At 49.2% G+C, this 17,346-nt stretch carries 14 protein-coding genes; 10 read left to right on the plus strand and 4 right to left on the minus strand.

What is annotated here, in order from left to right; all coding sequences use genetic code 11:
• Positions 1-121 precede the first annotated feature (121 nt).
• Positions 122-1,282, plus strand: a complete 1,161-nt coding sequence (locus tag ACXAH4_RS07470; RefSeq protein ID WP_474881303.1) for a GGDEF domain-containing protein — start codon at positions 122-124, stop codon at positions 1,280-1,282.
• A gap of 28 nt (positions 1,283-1,310) precedes the next feature.
• On the opposite strand, the gene ppx is transcribed toward ACXAH4_RS07470, so the two are convergent.
• From ppx to ACXAH4_RS07485, 3 genes are all read right to left on the minus strand, one after another.
• The gene (gene ppx, locus ACXAH4_RS07475) at positions 1,311-2,846 is read right to left on the minus strand and encodes an exopolyphosphatase (RefSeq protein ID WP_474881305.1); all 1,536 of its coding nucleotides are present in this window, start codon (positions 2,844-2,846) and stop codon (positions 1,311-1,313) included.
• Positions 2,847-2,852: 6 nt separating this feature from the next.
• Positions 2,853-4,922 carry a polyphosphate kinase 1 gene (gene ppk1, locus ACXAH4_RS07480; RefSeq protein ID WP_474844883.1) on the minus strand — a complete coding sequence of 690 codons (2,070 nt, stop codon included), beginning with the start codon at positions 4,920-4,922 and terminating at the stop codon, positions 2,853-2,855.
• Positions 4,923-5,027: 105 nt separating this feature from the next.
• The gene (locus tag ACXAH4_RS07485; protein ID WP_119500236.1) at positions 5,028-5,534 is read right to left on the minus strand and encodes a glycine cleavage system transcriptional repressor; all 507 of its coding nucleotides are present in this window, start codon (positions 5,532-5,534) and stop codon (positions 5,028-5,030) included.
• 170 nt (positions 5,535-5,704) lie between these two features.
• On the opposite strand from ACXAH4_RS07485, the gene ACXAH4_RS07490 reads away from it, so the two are divergent.
• The 5 genes from ACXAH4_RS07490 to ACXAH4_RS07510 all read left to right on the plus strand — a co-directional run bounded on the left by ACXAH4_RS07490 (position 5,705) and on the right by ACXAH4_RS07510 (position 12,539).
• The gene (locus ACXAH4_RS07490) at positions 5,705-7,879 is read left to right on the plus strand and encodes an ABC transporter permease subunit (RefSeq protein WP_474844882.1); all 2,175 of its coding nucleotides are present in this window, start codon (positions 5,705-5,707) and stop codon (positions 7,877-7,879) included.
• Complete coding sequence (gene pstA / locus ACXAH4_RS07495; RefSeq protein WP_474881306.1) at positions 7,872-9,446, plus strand: phosphate ABC transporter permease PstA; 1,575 nt, start codon at positions 7,872-7,874, stop codon at positions 9,444-9,446. Before ACXAH4_RS07490 ends, pstA begins: the two co-directional genes overlap by 8 nt.
• Before the next feature lie 2 nt (positions 9,447-9,448).
• On the plus strand, positions 9,449-10,255 hold the full coding sequence (gene pstB / locus ACXAH4_RS07500; RefSeq protein ID WP_119500238.1) for a phosphate ABC transporter ATP-binding protein PstB: 807 nt from the start codon (positions 9,449-9,451) through the stop codon (positions 10,253-10,255).
• 12 nt (positions 10,256-10,267) lie between these two features.
• Complete coding sequence (gene phoU / locus ACXAH4_RS07505) at positions 10,268-10,987, plus strand: phosphate signaling complex protein PhoU (RefSeq protein WP_119500239.1); 720 nt, start codon at positions 10,268-10,270, stop codon at positions 10,985-10,987.
• A 280-nt stretch (positions 10,988-11,267) separates the two neighbouring features.
• Positions 11,268-12,539 (plus strand): inorganic phosphate transporter, encoded by a 1,272-nt coding sequence (locus tag ACXAH4_RS07510; protein ID WP_474865530.1) that lies wholly within the window; start codon positions 11,268-11,270, stop codon positions 12,537-12,539.
• A gap of 124 nt (positions 12,540-12,663) precedes the next feature.
• On the opposite strand, the gene ACXAH4_RS07515 is transcribed toward ACXAH4_RS07510, so the two are convergent.
• On the minus strand, positions 12,664-13,644 hold the full coding sequence (locus tag ACXAH4_RS07515) for a universal stress protein (RefSeq protein ID WP_474881308.1): 981 nt from the start codon (positions 13,642-13,644) through the stop codon (positions 12,664-12,666).
• Between the two features lie 267 nt (positions 13,645-13,911).
• Here ACXAH4_RS07515 and ACXAH4_RS07520 point away from each other — a divergent pair, with 267 nt between their 5' ends.
• The 4 genes from ACXAH4_RS07520 to ACXAH4_RS07535 all read left to right on the plus strand — a co-directional run bounded on the left by ACXAH4_RS07520 (position 13,912) and on the right by ACXAH4_RS07535 (position 17,218).
• Positions 13,912-14,820 carry a hydrogen peroxide-inducible genes activator gene (locus tag ACXAH4_RS07520; protein WP_119500242.1) on the plus strand — a complete coding sequence of 303 codons (909 nt, stop codon included), beginning with the start codon at positions 13,912-13,914 and terminating at the stop codon, positions 14,818-14,820.
• A gap of 234 nt (positions 14,821-15,054) precedes the next feature.
• Positions 15,055-15,603 carry an RNA polymerase sigma factor gene (locus ACXAH4_RS07525; RefSeq protein WP_119500243.1) on the plus strand — a complete coding sequence of 183 codons (549 nt, stop codon included), beginning with the start codon at positions 15,055-15,057 and terminating at the stop codon, positions 15,601-15,603.
• Entirely contained in the window at positions 15,590-16,255 is a 666-nt protein-coding gene (locus ACXAH4_RS07530) for a hypothetical protein (protein WP_474881310.1), read from the plus strand. Before ACXAH4_RS07525 ends, ACXAH4_RS07530 begins: the two co-directional genes overlap by 14 nt.
• Positions 16,256-16,270: 15 nt before the next feature.
• Positions 16,271-17,218 carry a hypothetical protein gene (locus ACXAH4_RS07535; RefSeq protein WP_474881312.1) on the plus strand — a complete coding sequence of 316 codons (948 nt, stop codon included), beginning with the start codon at positions 16,271-16,273 and terminating at the stop codon, positions 17,216-17,218.
• Positions 17,219-17,346 lie beyond the last annotated feature (128 nt).

Genomic DNA, 17,346 nt, shown 5'->3' on the forward strand with positions numbered 1-17,346 from the left:
CATGCTACGAAATTGACAGATTGAAGCCGGCTGGACTATGGTTTCACATTGGCTAAAGCTCCAACAAAGCGGCGCGAAGGCATGCGCCGGAATACTTCGCCAATAAAAGGGATCCGTTGTAGTGAGCAATACAGAACACATCTATTTTTTAATTGGCATTCTCGGTTTGCTGGTAACGGTAGGTGTTGTGTTTACTTTCGCCCTGCCTGTGCCTAATCACCGTTATAAAGCGCAATCGCCGGTTTTCGGACGGCTGTTCCTCATTTCAGTCTGGTTTGCATTTCTGGCTATTTGTCTGGAACCGCTGGGCTATCCTCTTGCCAGCGCGGCTACCCTGAATCTTTGTATTTTACTGGCGATGTATATGTTGCTGATGGTGGTAATGCGGCGCTACGGATTACCTCTCAGGCCACTGGAAGCCGCCGGCATAGTGTGTCACCTGGTCTTGTGTGAAGCCGCGTCTTTGTATTTCTATCTGGTCAATGACCAGGTGCTTATCAGAGAACTCATTGTCTCCGCATGTGTGCTGGTGCCGCTGGGAATGGCGCTGAAGCTCATTTACCGGTATATTCCGAAAAATAAAGGCGGCGATGAAATGATTTTCGTCGTAGTCGCTATCACTACAGTGGGCGTTGTTTTCGGCGTACCGGTATATCTCTCCATGCTGGAAGAAGGTGAGTCGGTCAGTACCAATGTGGCGTTTGTCGCTATCTTTTTTCTGACTATTCTGTTCATGCTGGGCTTTCCCACCAGTCTGATGCAATCTTTATTTCAGCGGCTCAGCACCCAGGTGTATATTGATGCTTTGACAGGCACGAAAAACCGCCATTTTCTCTACAAAGAAGCACCGAAAATGCTGTCTCATACACGCCGGCATAACCAGCCCCTGTCCCTTGTGGCCTGCGACATTGATTATTTCAAAGCTGTGAATGACAAGTTCGGTCATCCCATGGGAGATATTGCCCTGAGGCGATTTACTGAAATTGTGGAAACATCTCTGCGGGATGGCGATACCATGATTCGTATGGGGGGCGAAGAGTTTTTGATCCTGCTTCCGAACAGCAAGCTGATGGAGGCCAGTACGCTGGCTGAACGGCTATGTGAGCAGGTCCGCAGCAGCGAAATACAACTGGAAAAAGCATCCATTAATCTTACAGCATCATTCGGTGTGGCCGAAATTGGTAAAGATGAAACTATATTTGAAGGCATCCGACACGCTGATGAAGCCCTGTACAGAGCCAAGGCATCAGGCCGCGATCAGGTAAAACGGGCACAGAGCTGAATCTGGCTTATAAACAGCTCTGCATTACTCAGTTTTCCTGAATCACTAACTCCAGTTCCAGTGTTTTCCAGTAAAGAATTTCTTGCTGAAGATCCGCAGACATGATGGGTTTGCTTTCCAGCCATCCGGTAGGAAACGTGAGCGTCAGGGCATGTTTGGATGCATTCACTTTCATTTCCGGCAGAAACGCTTCCTGACGTTTGATGTTCAGTAATGCGCCCAGACGAATAATACAAATGGCCCGTTTCACTGCACTGCTGTCAAACAGTTGAAACTCAGGGATCTCAGCCACTTTAATTTTCTTACGGTGAAAACGAACCAGCGTGGCCAGTAAATCCTGTTGCTCCTGGGTAAAGCCGGGCATATCCACATTCGCTAAAATGTAAGCCGAGTGCCGCTGAACGCCACGGGAGTTTATTTGTAAACCAACTTCGTGTAACAGGGCTGCCCATCCCAGCATGGCGCGGAAATCTTTGTTTTTGAATTTCCAGTCACCGGACGCCTGGTCGAAAAGACTCAGAGTAGTGGTAAGCACCATGTTTGCCTGATCGGTGTCCACATCGTACCGCGTGGCCAGGCTCTTTGCTGTCCGTTCCCGGATATCGGTGTGTTTAAGTTCATCTTCCATCTGATACAACACACCTTCCCGCAGAGCGGCCGGGGAATATTGCAAAGTGTCGATGCCGAGGGATTCAAAAATGCCGATAAGAATGGCCAGGCCGCCGGCGATCACCCCACGCCGGTCATCACTGATTTCCGGCATAGTGAGTTTATCGGTGTGTCCTGCCTCGATGAAAGACTTCATCAGATTGCGCAAACTCTTCAGTGTTACCGGCTCATCGTGACCGTTTGATTTGTCGCGCTGGGCAAGGCTGAACAGGGTTTTAATTGTGCCGGACGTACCGATACACTGAGACCAGCCTAGCTGCTTGTAGCGGTTCTCAATCATTTCAAGTTCTTGCTTCGCCGCAGTAATGGCACGGTTGAAGTTTTTGGCTTTTAATTCACCGTCAGTAAAGAAGCGGTTGGTATAGCTGACGCAGCCCATTTGTAACGAGCGGCAAATCAGCGGATCAAAACCTTCGCCAATAACGAATTCTGTGGAGCCGCCGCCAATGTCAGCCACTAAACGACGGCCGTCGCTGTGGTTGGTATGGGCTACGCCCTGATAAATTAAGCGGGCTTCTTCCACACCGGAGATAATTTCGATGGGGTAGGGCAATACTTCACGGGCTGCATTGATAAATGCACGGGCATTGACTGCACGGCGAAGGGTATGCGTGGCAACAATGCGTACCGAATCCGGTTCGAAGCCCCGCAGGCTGTCTGCCACCAGTTGCAGCATTTTAAGGCCACGTTCAATCGCTTCATCAGACAATACGTTGTCTTCGCTTAAACCTGCCGCCAGACGGACTTTTTCTTTCAGGCGGTGAAGGATCTGAACGGAGCCCGCATTAATACGGGCAACCACCAGGTGGAAGCTGTTGGAGCCAATATCAAGCGCCGCAACCTTAGTGGTGTCACGGCTTTCAACAGCTTCAAATACGGATTCGGATGGACTCAAATGGCGTTACTCATCTTCGAGACGCTTAAGATAGTCATAGATTTCTATCTGTGAGCGTAGTTTTTTACGGTTACCCCTACGAACGTACTTATTCGTCTGTTCCTTGTCAATCACCCGCGCTTTCAACGTGTCTTTAAATTGTAGCTCCAGGACATCGACAATTTGCTGTTGCAGACCTTTATCGTATACCGGACAACCTACTTCAATCCGGTTGTCCATGTTACGGGTCATCCAGTCCGCCGATGAGATAAATACTTTTCTGTCACCGCCACCCTCAAATACCATCACCCTGGGGTGTTCCAGGAAACGGTCAACGATGCTGGTAATAGTGATGTTTTCGCTGATGCCCGGAAGACCCGGGACCAGTGAACACATGCCCCGCACAATACCACGAATCTTCATGCCGGCCTGACTGGCGCGGTACAGGTCGTCAATCAGCTCCTTGTCGACCAGGTTGTTTATTTTGAAGGTGATCTGGGCTTTGTGGCCTTCCTTCAAATACTGAATTTCCTGGCGGATTAGCGACTGAATTTTATTACGGCTGTTCAGCGGCGAAATTTGCAGATGCTGGAACTTATAGCGGCGGTACGGGTACTGAATGAGATCGAATACACTGGCGGCTTCTTCTGCCAGTTCCTGATTACGGGTAAATAAACTGAAGTCGGTATAAATCTTCGCGGTTTTCTCGTTAAAGTTACCGGTACCGAAGTGCGCGTAATTGACCAGCGATCCCCGTTCTTCACGGGTTACCAGACACAGCTTACTGTGAATTTTTAACGTAGGAACGCCTAACACAACGCGGATACCCGCATTTGTCATCCGGCGGGACCATTCAATGTTGGCTTCTTCATCGAAACGGGCACGAAGCTCTACGACAACGGTTACTTTCTTGCCGTTGTCTACCGCATCAATGAGCGAGTTAATGATCCGCGAATTGCTTGCTACCCGGTAAATGTTAATACGAATAGACTTTACGCTCGGGTCGAACGCTGCCTGACGTAAAAACTCGGTGAAATGCAGGAAGCGGTGATACGGATAGTACAGCAGAATATCGTGAGCGGTAATGGCATCGAAGACGGTGTTGTGCGTGGAAAACATCTTCGTGTCGATGGCCGGCAGCTTTGGATTTTCCAGGTACTCGCGGCCTACATTCGGAAAGCCGATGAAGTCTTTGAAGTTCCGGTAATGACCTGCAGCATGCATGGTGTCCAGCTTAGTGACTTTCAGGCGTTTACGTAAATCCACTACCATGTCTTCCGGCATGGAGTAGTCGTAGATAACACGTACAGGTTCGGCGATCAGGCGTTGCTTCATACTCTCGGACATCTTGTCCATATAGCTCTCATCAATTTCGTCATTGATGGAGTATTCAGAGTCGCGGGTCATTTTAAAGGAATAAGCTTCAAGAGAATCGTATTTCACGAAGCCGCGGAATATTTCTTCAAGACAAAGCTGAATGACGTCATCCAGCAAAATAATGTGCTTTTTCTTACGGCTTTTTTCCGGCGGGATCAGGATGAAACGTGAGGTTTCTGACGTGGGCACCTGAACAACGGCGTATCGGGTATTTTTGCCTGTGCGACGTAATGCCACATACAAGTAAACGGATGTGCCGTTAAGGCGGCTCAGCAGATCGGTTTTCTTATCAATCAGGATAGGCGCAATGTGGCGCAGAATTTTATTGACGAAGAGGTTGCGCAACCACACCCGCTGGTAATCGTTCAGTTCATCTTTTCGCAGAATGAAAATGTTGTAACGGGCCAGAGCCTTCAGCACATCTTTGTGAATTTCATCGAACTTGTTGGAAAGGTGTACCACTTTCTTCTGAATTTCCGCCATTAAAGCCATCAGTTTGTTGGCTTCATCATCACTGCCATTGTCTTCTGCAATCGTGATTTGACGTTTTACGTCGGCGGCGCGGACACGGTAGAATTCGTCCAGGTTGTTCGAATAAATGCCCAAAAAGCGAATGCGCTCTACTGCCGGATTATTTTTATCGGCAGCCTCCTGCAGCACCCTTTCATTAAAGGCCAGCCAGCTAAGTTCTTTGGGGTAATACAGTTCGTTGTGTTCCATACTTACGGTTTTACAATTCAAAAGTTGCAAAGCCTGCCACTTATCCGTGACAACCGTGTGACAGGCGGGGTTTCCGGCACGGAACCGGAGGTGATTTTCGCAGCGTTATACGCTGGTGTTGATGTCGACAACCAGGTCGTTCGCGATACCTTCCAGCGCTGTCTGCAGTGCACTGTCGTCAAATGACTCCGGCACTGCGATAACCGCTTTAGCTTTAAACATCAGGCTTCCCCAGTTGGGGGCGCTCTCGCAACGGGAATCAAAAGAGACAATATTCAGGTTGAACTGGTTTAGAATATTTGTCAGTTCCTGTACGATGCCGGGCTTATCGTTACCCATGATTTCTACTTTAAGGGTGTCGCTGAAGGTCTGAGAATTCTCAGCAACAGTGACAGACTGCACAGTTAAATCGGGCAGGCTGTCTAAGGCCGATACCAAATCATCGTGTTTTTCTTTGGGAACATGTACCTCAACGAAACCGGTAAACAGGCCAGCCATATGAGCAAAGCTGCTGCCCAACCAGTTGGCATCGTGACGATAAACACACTTGGCAAGGGCATCAACCAGACCGGGTTTGTCCTTGCCCATGATAGTAATGATCAGAGGTTGCATTGGCACTCCTGTTATTTTGAATGACGGCACCCGGCAACGGTGCTGACGAGTGGGTTGGCGCAGAGAGACTGCGTAACTTTCACTTGATTAGAAGTATTAAAATAACACATCATTGGCAATCAACCCTATCTGATCTTCTGAAAAATCAGGCAAAAGTTGCTTTTACAATAATGAAGTCACCTGCGGACAAACAAATTAAGAAAAGGCAGCGTAAAGACAAGCGCCTGACATTCATCGTGACACTGTTTGGTGGCATGGTGCTGTTCACGTTGGTATTGCTCATTACTCACCTTATTTCACAGGCAATGCCACTGGCTATGCGCCCTGATATGGTTAATGTGACCAGTGCGTCACTCAGCCCGGAACAGATACAGCAGGGACAGGCGGTTCTGGCCAGTGGCGATCTGATGGAAGGTCAGCCATTGATGACGCGGTCAGATGAATGCCGGGTGAAAATGCTGGCGCTGAACGGCAAAAAAACAGGCTTTGAGCCTTTTCATGACTATATTCGTCCCTGCGATCATGAAACCCGCATGGTAAGTGAAACCGGACAGTATTTCATTGCAGATGTCTCCTCTTCCGGTCAGGTAAGGATTGTTGAAGTACAGTCGCTGGCTCTGAGTACCGCTGAACCACAATTTATTGCCGGCGAGCCGCGAACAATCGGCGCCGGATTAATCAGCTTTGCATTACCGCAGGATATCTGGAATGGGCGCATCCGCTGGCAAATTGAATTAGGGGAGCAGTGGATTGTCGCCGTTGTTCACACGCCGTCTCAAATTTTCGTCCGCTGGGTAAACCGCAGAAACCCGGTGAAAATAACGGATCATCATTATTCCTCTGATGCCAGTGTACTGCCTTTGCCCGGCAGTGGTATCACGCTGGTTTATGAGAATGGCGTGCTCGGACAATATCCCCTGAAAGGCGCTCCTGAAGAAAAGCTCACCAGAGAGCCGGTTTCCTGGTGGCACAGCCTGCCAAAAGATCGCACCGTACTGATGGCGTCGCCGGAAGGGAAATTAACACGCTGGGTGCTGCAGAATACTGACGGTAAGATGCGTTACTACCCTACCTGGACCATCACACTGCCAGAAAAGCAGCTCCCCGCGGATGTGACTGCCCATGCAACCACTAACGGTCTGGCGCTGCTCACAAAGCAACAACAGGTGTTGCTGATGAACAGAGTCACCGGAGAAGTGGTAAGCCATTTCAGGAATGCAACGCCACAAAATCATATCAGCTGGTACGGACAGCGGCTTTATCTGTGGTCAGACACCGGTGTATCCGTGGAAAAAATTAACTGGCTCACCGGTATCACCACCTGGTCCTCGTTATTCAGTCCTCAGCAATATGAAGGATACCAGGAAGACGGAACCATCTGGCAAACCACCAGTGGCTCAGATTATCAGGAAACAAAATATAGCCTGGTGCCACTATTAATCGGCAGTCTGAAAGCTTCAGTGCTGGCTCTTATCATTGCGATACCTGTAGCCGTGGGGGCTGCGGTGTATTCTGCATATTTCTCCAGAGCAGCACTCAGGCACTGGCTGAAGCCGGCTCTGGAATTGCTGGAAGCAGTGCCCTCTGTGCTTATCGGTTTTGTGGCCGCTATCTGGCTGGCTCCTATGGCTGAGCGGGTGCTTTTTTCCTTTGCGTTTTTCCTTGTGGTTGTGCCGCTGATTTTATTTGCAGCGGCTTTTGTACAAAACCGCCTGGCGCGAAAATTACCCCATGTATTGCGTCAGGGGACAGAACTGGTTGTTTTGCCCTTGATGGTATTTTGTCTGGGGTATGTCAGCATGCAATGGGCGCCTGAATGGATATTCAGTCTGGCGGGCGTAGACGGTTTTGAAGCCATGTCGGCATCGTCTGAAACACCGGTTGGAAAAACCACAATTGTGGTTGCGCTGGCCCTCGGCGTGGCTATTTCCCCGACAATTTATTCGCTGGCTGAAGATGCAATCAGCGGGGTACCGGATTATCTCAAGCACGCGTCTTTTGCCCTCGGGGCAACACGGTTACAGACATTGCAATACGTGGTGTTGCAAATGGCCATGCCCGGTATTCTGGCAGCGATTATGCTCGGTTTTGGCCGCGCCTTTGGTGAAACCATGATCGTACTGATGGTCACAGGGAATACGCCGGTATCTGACTGGAGCCTGCTGGAGGGACTGCGGGCACTTACCGCGAACCTGGCTATCGAACTGCCGGAAACCGACGTGCAGGGCGCGCACTATCAGATCTTATTTTTAACTGCCTGTATCCTGTTCGGCTTCACTTTCATTGTGAATACGTTGGCTGAACTGTTGCGGCAAAAACTCCGGGTCAATGCCCGTCATGATTAAAACCAAAATTGAAGCCATAATGACGCCGGCACAGCGTCAGTCGTTTGTTATCAGCTTCACCGCATTTTTAACCACGCTGTTATTGCTGGCGCTTGTCAGTATTCTCGCCCTGATCATTTACCGGGGTGTCGCTTATTTCTGGCCTGCACCGGTATATTCACTCACGTTTATCGATGAGCAGACGAAAGAGGCCAGGTCTGTTTACGCCCAGGTCTTCAGTGAGTATAAGGAAAACAATAACACCGTGCGCTGGGTGGTGTATTCGTCGGAGCAAAATCCCCACGGTACACAGGCGCTTGTAGACGAAGATCGCACGCTTACGCTGGTGGAATCGGTAAACAGTGCTGACATCACCCTCAATGACGGGCTGTCCGTACTGGGTGTGCCGGTACAGATCACTGCCGGCGGGCAGCATGTTTTCGATGAGTCAGCCTACGGCACGGTCACTGAAAAAGTCAGCCGTCTGGAAGACAGTATTGATGATTTACGTACCCGCTGGTTGTCAGGGATCCACCAGAAACTGGCTGAACTGGATACGCGGGGAGTGGCTGCAGATGCGCCGGCGCGGGAAAAGCTGAATGATGCCTTCCGGCAGTGGCAAAGCAAAATTATTGCACTGGAAACCGAGCGGGACAGTTACATACTGCACATTGCCATGGCTGACGGTTCAGTCATCGCGATTCCGGTAGCGAGCATACAGGAAATGATTTTTCCGGGTCAGCTTGGCATTGCCGGTAAAATCGGGGTTACGCTGAGTCATATTGGACAGTTCCTGATCCAGGCACCTAAGCAGGCCAATACCGCCGGTGGCGTGTTCCCTGCGCTGTTCGGCACAGTGTTGATGGTATTTATCATGACCATCATTGTAACGCCGTTTGGTGTACTGGCCGCGGTGTACCTCAATGAATATGCGCCGGATAATATCCTCACAGCAACCATCCGCATCAGTGTGTCGAACATGGCGGGTGTGCCTTCCATTGTTTATGGCGTATTCGGCCTGGGCTTCTTTGTTTATATTGTGGGCGGTAACATCGATTCGTTGTTCTTTTCAGACACATTACCCTCGCCAACTATGGGTACGCCCGGACTGTTCTGGGCGGCGCTGACCATGGCTATTCTTACTCTCCCTGTGGTGATTGTTGCTACCGAAGAGGGGTTGCGCAGGGTGCCGCGGGGATTGCGGGCGGGAAGCTACGCCCTGGGAGCGACGAAGGCGGAAACCATTATGCATACTGTATTGCCCATGGCTTCGCCCGGCATCATGACCGGTGTCATCCTCGCGATTGCGCGGGCAGCCGGCGAAGTTGCACCATTGATGCTGGTGGGGGCTGTGAAGTTTGCGCCGAACTTACCTTTTGACGGCGAGTTTCCCTATCTCCATCTGGAACGGCAATTTATGCATCTGGGTGTACTGATATACGACGGTGCTTTCCACAGCCAGACAGACGCAGAAGGGGCTTCCATGATGTTCGCCACCTGTTTGCTGTTATTGCTGGTGGTGCTCATTCTTAATATTCTGGCGGTGTTACTCAGAGCACGGTTAAGAAAACGGTACTTAGCGAGCTGATTATGCTGAAGTTATTTGAACATGAAACGCTGGATGTCCATCATCTGAATGATGACGATACGGCCATTAAGGTGGAGCATCTTAATCTGCGCTTTGGTCAGAAGCATGTGCTGCAGGACATCAGCATGAGTATTCCGAAGAACCGTATAACGGCATTTATCGGACAAAGCGGTTGCGGTAAATCTACCCTTATCAGCGCTTTCAACCGGATGAATGACCTGGTTGCTGATTGTCGTTATGACGGCAGCATTTACATCGGCGGCCGGGATATTAATGGCCGCAAGGAAAACGTGTCTCAGCTGCGCACCAAAGTCGGCATGGTGTTTCAGCGACCCAATCCGTTCCCTATGAGCATTTATGACAATGTCTGCTATGGTTTGCGTTTGCAGGGAATACGGGTAAGACGTTTTCTTGATGATGCCGTTGAACAGTCGCTTAAGGAGGCTGCGCTGTGGGAAGAAGTTAAAGACCGGCTGTTTGAATCAGCACATATTTTGTCCGGTGGTCAGCAGCAGCGGCTTGTCATTGCAAGGGCGCTGGCGTTGAAGCCGGAGATCCTGTTGCTGGATGAGCCTACATCGGCACTGGATCCGCTGACCACACTGTTTATCGAAGAGCTGATGGCCGGCCTGAAGAAACGATGCACTATAGTTATCGTTACCCATAATATGCAACAGGCTGCGCGGGTGTCTGATTACACGGCATTCCTCCATCAGGGGAAGCTTATTGAATATGCTGACAGCGATTCACTCTTTACCATGCCCGAACATAAACAGACAGAAGATTACATTACAGGCCGTTATGGTTAACGGGAGATATTCATGCCACGTCAGATTGCGTTAAATACCCATATCTCCGGCAAGTTTAATACTGAGCTGGAGAACCTCAGAAATTCCGTGCTTACCATGGGAGGGGAAGTCGAGCTGCAACTGGTGGATACCCTGCGGGCGATTAAGCAGAATAATGCCGGTCTGGCTGAAAAAGTCATATTAAATGATCTTAAAATCAATGCCATGGAAATGCAGATTGATGAAGAGTGCTTACGCATCATAGCCAGAAGACATCCTACCGCTTCCGATTTACGGCTGGTGATGATGGTGTCGAAAGCCATTACCGATATTGAGCGCATGGGTGATGAGATAGAACGGATAGCCCGTCTGGTAACGAAAAATAAGCTGCCGGCTTCAGAAACGATTAAAAGCAGCATGATTTTGATTGGTGACCGTGTAGTGCAAATGATGCGGGGTACCTTCGATGCTCTGGCGCGGCAAAATGAAAATTCTGCGCTGGAAGTGTATGAGCAGGATAACCGCATTGATGCGGAATATAAGAAGTTGCTGAAATACACCACCGGAGAAATGCAGAAAAGTACTGACGATATGCAGGACTGGCTGGAAGTACTGTGGGCATTACGTTCTCTGGAACGAATTGGTGACCGGTGTAAGAATATTTGCGAGTATGTTGTTTACTTATCGCGGGGAACCGATGTGCGGCATTCGCCATTAGAGAACATGCAACAGAAATTAAAGCACCTGAGTTAGTGGCGATCTGTCACAAAATTGAAATATTTGGTGTATAAATAAGCGGACGCGCGTAGTTTTATTGCGATTTAACTTATTCCGCAAATTTACACTATTGCATTGGGTTGAATTTCGTTATCATGCGCCGCAGCCGAATTGGAAACGTTTAAAAAATAATCTATGCCAGATATCACACCGTTAGCGCCGGTTGTCATTTTCGACTGCGAAGATAAAACCTCCTTTACTTTGCGCCAAATGGCGTTTTCTAGCTTAGTCAGCGAATAATCCAGGAGCGAGACCTGTGGAACTTCTGCAAAGTTATGGCATGACGCTTATTATCCTGGCCGCGGTAGTCGGCTTTATAATGGCGTGGGGTATCGGTGCCAATGATGTAGCCAATGCAATGGGTACATCGGTAGGATCTAAAGCCTTAACCATCAAGCAAGCAATTTTCATTGCGATGATTTTCGAATTTGCCGGAGCGTATCTGGCGGGTGGGGAAGTCACCAGCACTATTCGTAAAGGGATCATCGATCCCATGTTCTTCACCGACAGGCCGGATTATCTGGTTCTGGGGATGATTGCCTCGTTATTTGCCGCAGGTATCTGGCTGGGACTGGCGTCCTGGTTAGGCTGGCCTGTATCAACTACGCACTCTATCATTGGTGCCATCATCGGATTCACTGCCACCGGCGTAAGTATGGATGCCGTCGAATGGGGCGAAGTGGGCGGCATTGTTGGTAGCTGGGTGGTGACACCTGCTATTTCCGGCATCATTGCTTATCTTATTTTTATCAGTGCGCATAAGCTTATTTTTGATACGGCCACGCCGTTTAAAAACGCCAAACGCTTTGTACCGTTTTACATGGGGCTGGCAGGCTTCGTCATGTCGCTGGTTACCATCAAGAAAGGCCTCAAACATGTTGGTCTGACACTGTCTCCGGAAATGGGATATGTGCTGGCCGTTGTTATTGCCATTATGCTGGCAGGCCTGGGCCGGTATGCGATTTCCCGCATGACATTTTCTGAAAATCAGAGTGCTGATATTCAAAGCGCCAATATCGAAAAGATATTCGCAATGCTGATGGTAGTAACGGCCTGCTGTATGGCTTTCGCTCACGGCTCAAATGACGTAGCAAACGCCATTGGTCCGCTGGCGGCAGTCGTCAGTGTGGTTACCTCTGGCGGTGAAATTAACGCAAACTCGGAACTGGCGCCATGGATCCTGCCTCTGGGCGGTTTGGGTATCGTTGCTGGTCTGGCGTTATTCGGTCATCGTGTTATTAAAACGATCGGTCAGGGGATCACCCATCTGACACCGAGCCGTGGCTTTGCTGCAGAGCTTGCTGCTGCCTGTACGGTTGTTATTGCTTCGGGCACAGGTTTGCCTATCTCCACTACACAAACCCTGGTGGGCGCGGTGTTAGGTGTGGGTATGGCACGGGGTGTTTCAGCGCTTAATCTGGGTATCGTACGCAATATCGTCGTCTCCTGGGTTATTACGCTTCCTGCAGGTGCCATTCTGGCGATTATCTGCTTCTTTGGTCTTAAGGCCTGGTTTGGCGTTGAGTAAGCAGTAAAGCTGGCTGCCAGACAATTGAAACCGGACTAACAAAAAAGCGAAACAGTCACTGTTTCGCTTTTTTCGTTACAGGCCGGCGCTCAAATCCGGCCAAAAATCTTCCGCTCGTTGTGGTTTAGCCGTCAACATCCACCGGTGTTACAAAGCCGTCAGGCTTTAAGCCCACCACCGCGCAATCAATCTGCTCAATGGTTTCTTCTGCGGTACCGCCCATGATATAGCCGGGCACGCCAAGACGGGACAATGTTCCCATTACAATAAGGTCGGCGTTACATGCATTTGCTGTAGCGGCAATGTCACGGCGGGGATAGCCCCGCACAAGGTGAACGGCAGGTTCCGCTATGGTTGGTGCTTTGTCGTTGTGATCCAGAGCAATCAGTCCCAGCAACCGTTTGACCTCTTCTTCACGCTCCAGTTTGATTTTGCTTAAATCGTGCTGCACCGCGTCTTCATCTACGCTGATAAAGCCTTGCCGCAGGATATTTTCAGGCACCGCGTCATACACATGCACAACATGCAGTGAGGCATTTTCCGCTTCAGCCACACGCCAGGCCGTATTGAGGATATCCAGAGCCAGTTGTTTACGGATAGCCACTTCGTGTTGAGGGTAGTGATAATTCACATCGACGGCTGCCACTACGTTTTGCAGCGATGTGGTGCGTACTTTGTGCATGATCCAGACCGGGCAGGGACACTTGCGCAGCAGGTGCCTGTCGTCACTGCCGGTAATTTTACTGACAACGTCGTTTTCATTCAGCTTAATAACCAGATCATGACCCGCCGACACTACCTGCCGGATAATATTGATAAACCGGTGGCCGGTGCTGACAATCCCTTTGGCCGGGTATTGTTTACTCCACACCGCAATCTGCTCATCCAGCCAGCTTTGTGCAGACTGAGTCAGCGATGAATCTGACTCCAGGTATTCAAAGGACTGCATGATCATACGGGCATTAGGGGGAAGTGCCTCAAGTGCCAGCATGATTGTCAGTGACGCGTTATGCTTACTTGCAATTTGCATCGCCCGTTCTACCAGCACATCCTGGCCGTGTGTGTCGTGCAACACGCACAGTATACTAGTAAATTGCCCTTTCATTTCTTTCCCTCCTTTTCCGGCAAAAAATGTCGCGTGTTACCGGAAGCACAAAACTGCTGTGATCACATTTATACATTATCTTTTTAATTATAGTTTTTAAATAACCCCGCATCAGTCCCTGTTGATGAATATTTGGTGACGGATTTTATACATTTCACCAATCTGCACACTTGATGCTTCAAACCAGAGGAAAACAAGGATAATTGTTGTAGTGCTTTTAATCTTTATGTTAGATTAAATTATCGTTTTCTAATCTGATTTATGACTATGAAATGGCCTAACCTGAAACATCTGCATTATCTGGTAACCTTGCATCAGGAACAGCATTTCCACCGTGCTGCCCAGCGATGTAATGTCAGCCAGTCGACGTTGAGTACAGCGATCCAGAATCTGGAAGAGCACTTTGGTAGTCAGTTACTGGAGCGGGAGCACAAGACGTTTGTCTTTACTTCGCTGGGACTGGAGATTGTTGAGCGCAGTAAAGTGTTGCTGCAGGAAGCCGGTGAACTGGTGGAATTTGCGCAGAATGCCGGTAACTGGGAAAAAGGTAAGCTGAAGCTGGGCGTGATCCCCACTATAGCACCGTTCATGTTTGAAGGCATGATTGGCGCATTCAAAACATTTCTGCCGGACATCAGTCTGGAGCTTCAGGAAGACACAACCCACAACTTGCTTCAGCAACTCACTGATGGCCAGTTGGATTTGCTTATCCTTGCTTTGCCGATGGAGACTCCGGGATGCAAGCAGATGGTACTGGGTCATGATCCGTTTCACCTCGTGGCTCACGAAAGTCTTGCCAGCACATTGCCGGAACCCTTTGATATCACGACTCTGCCTAACAACAGTATTTTCCTGTTACAACAGGAGCACTGTATGACCGGTCATGCCGTAAGTGCCTGTAATTTGCAGCATCGAGAGCAGGTAAGCAGTCTGGCCGCCAGCAGTTTATACACACTGGTGCAGCTGGCTAACAGTAAACTGGGCTATACCTTTATGCCCGAACTGGCACTGAATCAGAACATCATTAAAAATACCGAACTGAAAGCACTACCCGCGGAAGACAATGCATACCGGGAAATTGGCCTGGTATGGCGTTCCGGTACCACACGGATGCGTTTGTTCAGAAGAATTGGTGAAGTACTGTCACCTTTATTACCGGTTCCGGTACTAAAATAGTTCTACTTTATGGACGGCCCGCAATCCGCATGATTGCTGGCCGTCAGCTCCTTTAGTAATCCCACTCCCGGATAAGTCAAAAATCGTCTCCACTCCCTTTTTCGAAAAAATTCAAAAACACTTCAAACTATTTCCTGTGTCACTCCGACTTTACTTGTAAGCTTCAGAGAAAAAGCGGCATGGCAGGCATACCCGCCTGCCGGAAAACCAATTAAACAGTAATAAGGAATGCACGTGTTTGAAAAACACGACGACCAGCTTGTGGCCAGCGCGCTGAAAGGGCAGAAGCGGGCGTGGATAACACTGATCAAACGCTATGAAAAAGCAGTGTTCAGTTACGGGGTTCGTATGACAGGCAGCAGAGATGACGCTGCTGACCTGATGCAGGATATTTTTGTGTCCGTATTTAAAAGCCTGGGAAACTACCGCGGGGAGGGCAGTTTCAAAGGCTGGTTATTCAAGGTAGCGCATTACCGGTGTATCGAATTCTATCGCAAAAGAAAGCCTGAGCAGGGGCTGGAGGATATACCGGAACCAGACAGTGGCCAGCCTTGCCCTGAAACCGTCATGCTGGAAACCCTGTCGGGTCAGGCACTGCTAAAAGCAATGCAAACCCTGCCGCTGGCTCAGAAGGCAGTGGTCGAGCTTAAATTTTTCGGGCAATTCACATTTGATGAGATTGCTCAGCAAACAGGTTTATCACCAAATACAGTGAAGTCGCGCTTATACAGTGCGCTGACCAGACTGAAAGTGTTGATGGAGGATGAGCATGCAAAAGCATGAACAGGAAAAACTGCTGGCAGGGTGGCTGGAAGGTACGCTCACTAACACTGAGCAGGAACAGTTTGAGGCACTATGCGCGGAAAATATTGATTTTGCAGAACGGGTTGCCGCTGCACGGCATTTAACTGAGCTGGCAACGCTCACCGGCGAAAATATGAATGTACCGGAGTGGAATCGTGACAGTACTTTTACCGCTCCTGAAAAACAGAGGTGGTGGCAATGGCAGGGCTTGCCGGCCATGTCAGTGGCGATGTCATTGGTTGCCCTGGTGATGGTTGTCAGTGGCTTTCAGCTACAGATCACTGAAGGCGGTGTGACCATAGGGTTCAGTCAGCCGGCTCACAAAGAAAACGAAGTCGCTGCCATCGTCGATGAGAAATTACAAAAATATCAGCAGCTCAATGAGTTGATGTTCAGCAAGTATGCCGATGCTATGGCTACCCAGCAAAGAGAGAATTCAGCGCAACTGACTCAATATTTACTGGCATCCGGCAGACAGGAGCGCCGTGAAGATTTTGCTGAATTCGTAAAGTTTATTAATCAACAGCGGGACGACGACCAACGCTTTATGGCCCGCCAGTTAAATCATCTTAAACAGGAAATCAACGCGATGGAAAATGGCTACAGCGCGGATTTACCGGTAACCGAATAATACGAGGACTTGGGTATGCTTAATCTGAACAAAACGAAACTGGCTAAAATCATTAACCGTACAACACTGGCCGTAATGACAGTGGCGGTATGTCATACGGGAGTTGCTGTCGCTGAGAACTATTCCGGGCTGGCTAAGGAAATTGAAATTGTGAAAGGAATTGTCGATACCTCACTGAAGCAGCAACAGCGTTCAGAGGGAATACGTTACCGTTCACTGGATGCTATGTATCTGGCAGGTCAAGGCGTTGTATTTACGGTATCCTCAACGGGGAGTGGTAGCTGGGTGTCACGTATTACAGATATTGTTGATCGTATTCCTCCCATCCCCCCGGTTCCTGATGTACCGGCGATTGTCAGTAACGGTGAAATTGATATTGAATTAAGCCGTGAATGGGAAGCCTTTGCTGACGAGACTGCCTCCCGGTTTGGTGATGCCTTCGCTGAATCCACAGAACAGATGTATGACTTACGGAGTGAAGAAAGGGAAATCGCCTGGGAACGCAGAGATATTGAGCGCCGTAAAAGAGATCTTGAATTTGAAGCCGGACAGGCTGACAAAGCGCGCGCAAAAGCTATCAAAGATGAAGTGAAGACCCTTGAAAAAGAACTGGCGGCACTGAGTAGCAAAGAAGGATCTTTGCGTGCCCGCAGAGAAAGTATCGAGCAGCAAAGACAGGAAAGTGCAGACGCCCGAAAGCAGGCACAGTTGAAAGCAGCAAAAGCCTTTTTAAGTAATTTTGAAGCAGGGATAGGGGAAGCGCTTTGTCGCTTTGGCGGCGGAATGCGGGCGTTACCCGATGATGAGTATGTGACTTTTGTGCTGAAAGATTTTGTTCAGGACGGTCAGTCAGGACAAAATGATAAAGTGTATGTGTTTAAGAAATCAAAAATTGAAGATTGCGTAAAAGAAAAATTGAATACTGAAGGGCTGCTAAACAGTGCCAATGTTTACAATTTTTAACTGCAAGACAGTTCTGGCATGAAATAGTTGTTAAAAAAGTGTGTTGAGCACTCGTACAACTGGCAACGCAAAGATTACACACGCCTCAAAAAAAACGCCGCAACTTTCAAGCTGCGGCGTTTTTATTT

This window comes from Alteromonas sp. ABV2_168, assembly GCF_056161165.1.

What these genes read in the sequence shown, in the direction of transcription:
- ACXAH4_RS07515 (WP_474881308.1), bottom strand. Translation starts at nt 13,644, where the DNA reads ATGAAAGGGCAATTTACTAGTATACTGTGCGTGTTGCACGACACACAC.
- pstA (WP_474881306.1), top strand. Translation starts at nt 7,872, where the DNA reads ATGATTAAAACCAAAATTGAAGCCATAATGACGCCGGCACAGCGTCAG.
- pstB (WP_119500238.1), top strand. Translation starts at nt 9,449, where the DNA reads ATGCTGAAGTTATTTGAACATGAAACGCTGGATGTCCATCATCTGAAT.
- ACXAH4_RS07535 (WP_474881312.1), top strand. Translation starts at nt 16,271, where the DNA reads ATGCTTAATCTGAACAAAACGAAACTGGCTAAAATCATTAACCGTACA.
- ACXAH4_RS07520 (WP_119500242.1), top strand. Translation starts at nt 13,912, where the DNA reads ATGAAATGGCCTAACCTGAAACATCTGCATTATCTGGTAACCTTGCAT.
- ACXAH4_RS07485 (WP_119500236.1), bottom strand. Translation starts at nt 5,534, where the DNA reads ATGCAACCTCTGATCATTACTATCATGGGCAAGGACAAACCCGGTCTG.
- ACXAH4_RS07490 (WP_474844882.1), top strand. Translation starts at nt 5,705, where the DNA reads ATGAAGTCACCTGCGGACAAACAAATTAAGAAAAGGCAGCGTAAAGAC.
- ppk1 (WP_474844883.1), bottom strand. Translation starts at nt 4,922, where the DNA reads ATGGAACACAACGAACTGTATTACCCCAAAGAACTTAGCTGGCTGGCC.
- ACXAH4_RS07530 (WP_474881310.1), top strand. Translation starts at nt 15,590, where the DNA reads ATGCAAAAGCATGAACAGGAAAAACTGCTGGCAGGGTGGCTGGAAGGT.
- phoU (WP_119500239.1), top strand. Translation starts at nt 10,268, where the DNA reads ATGCCACGTCAGATTGCGTTAAATACCCATATCTCCGGCAAGTTTAAT.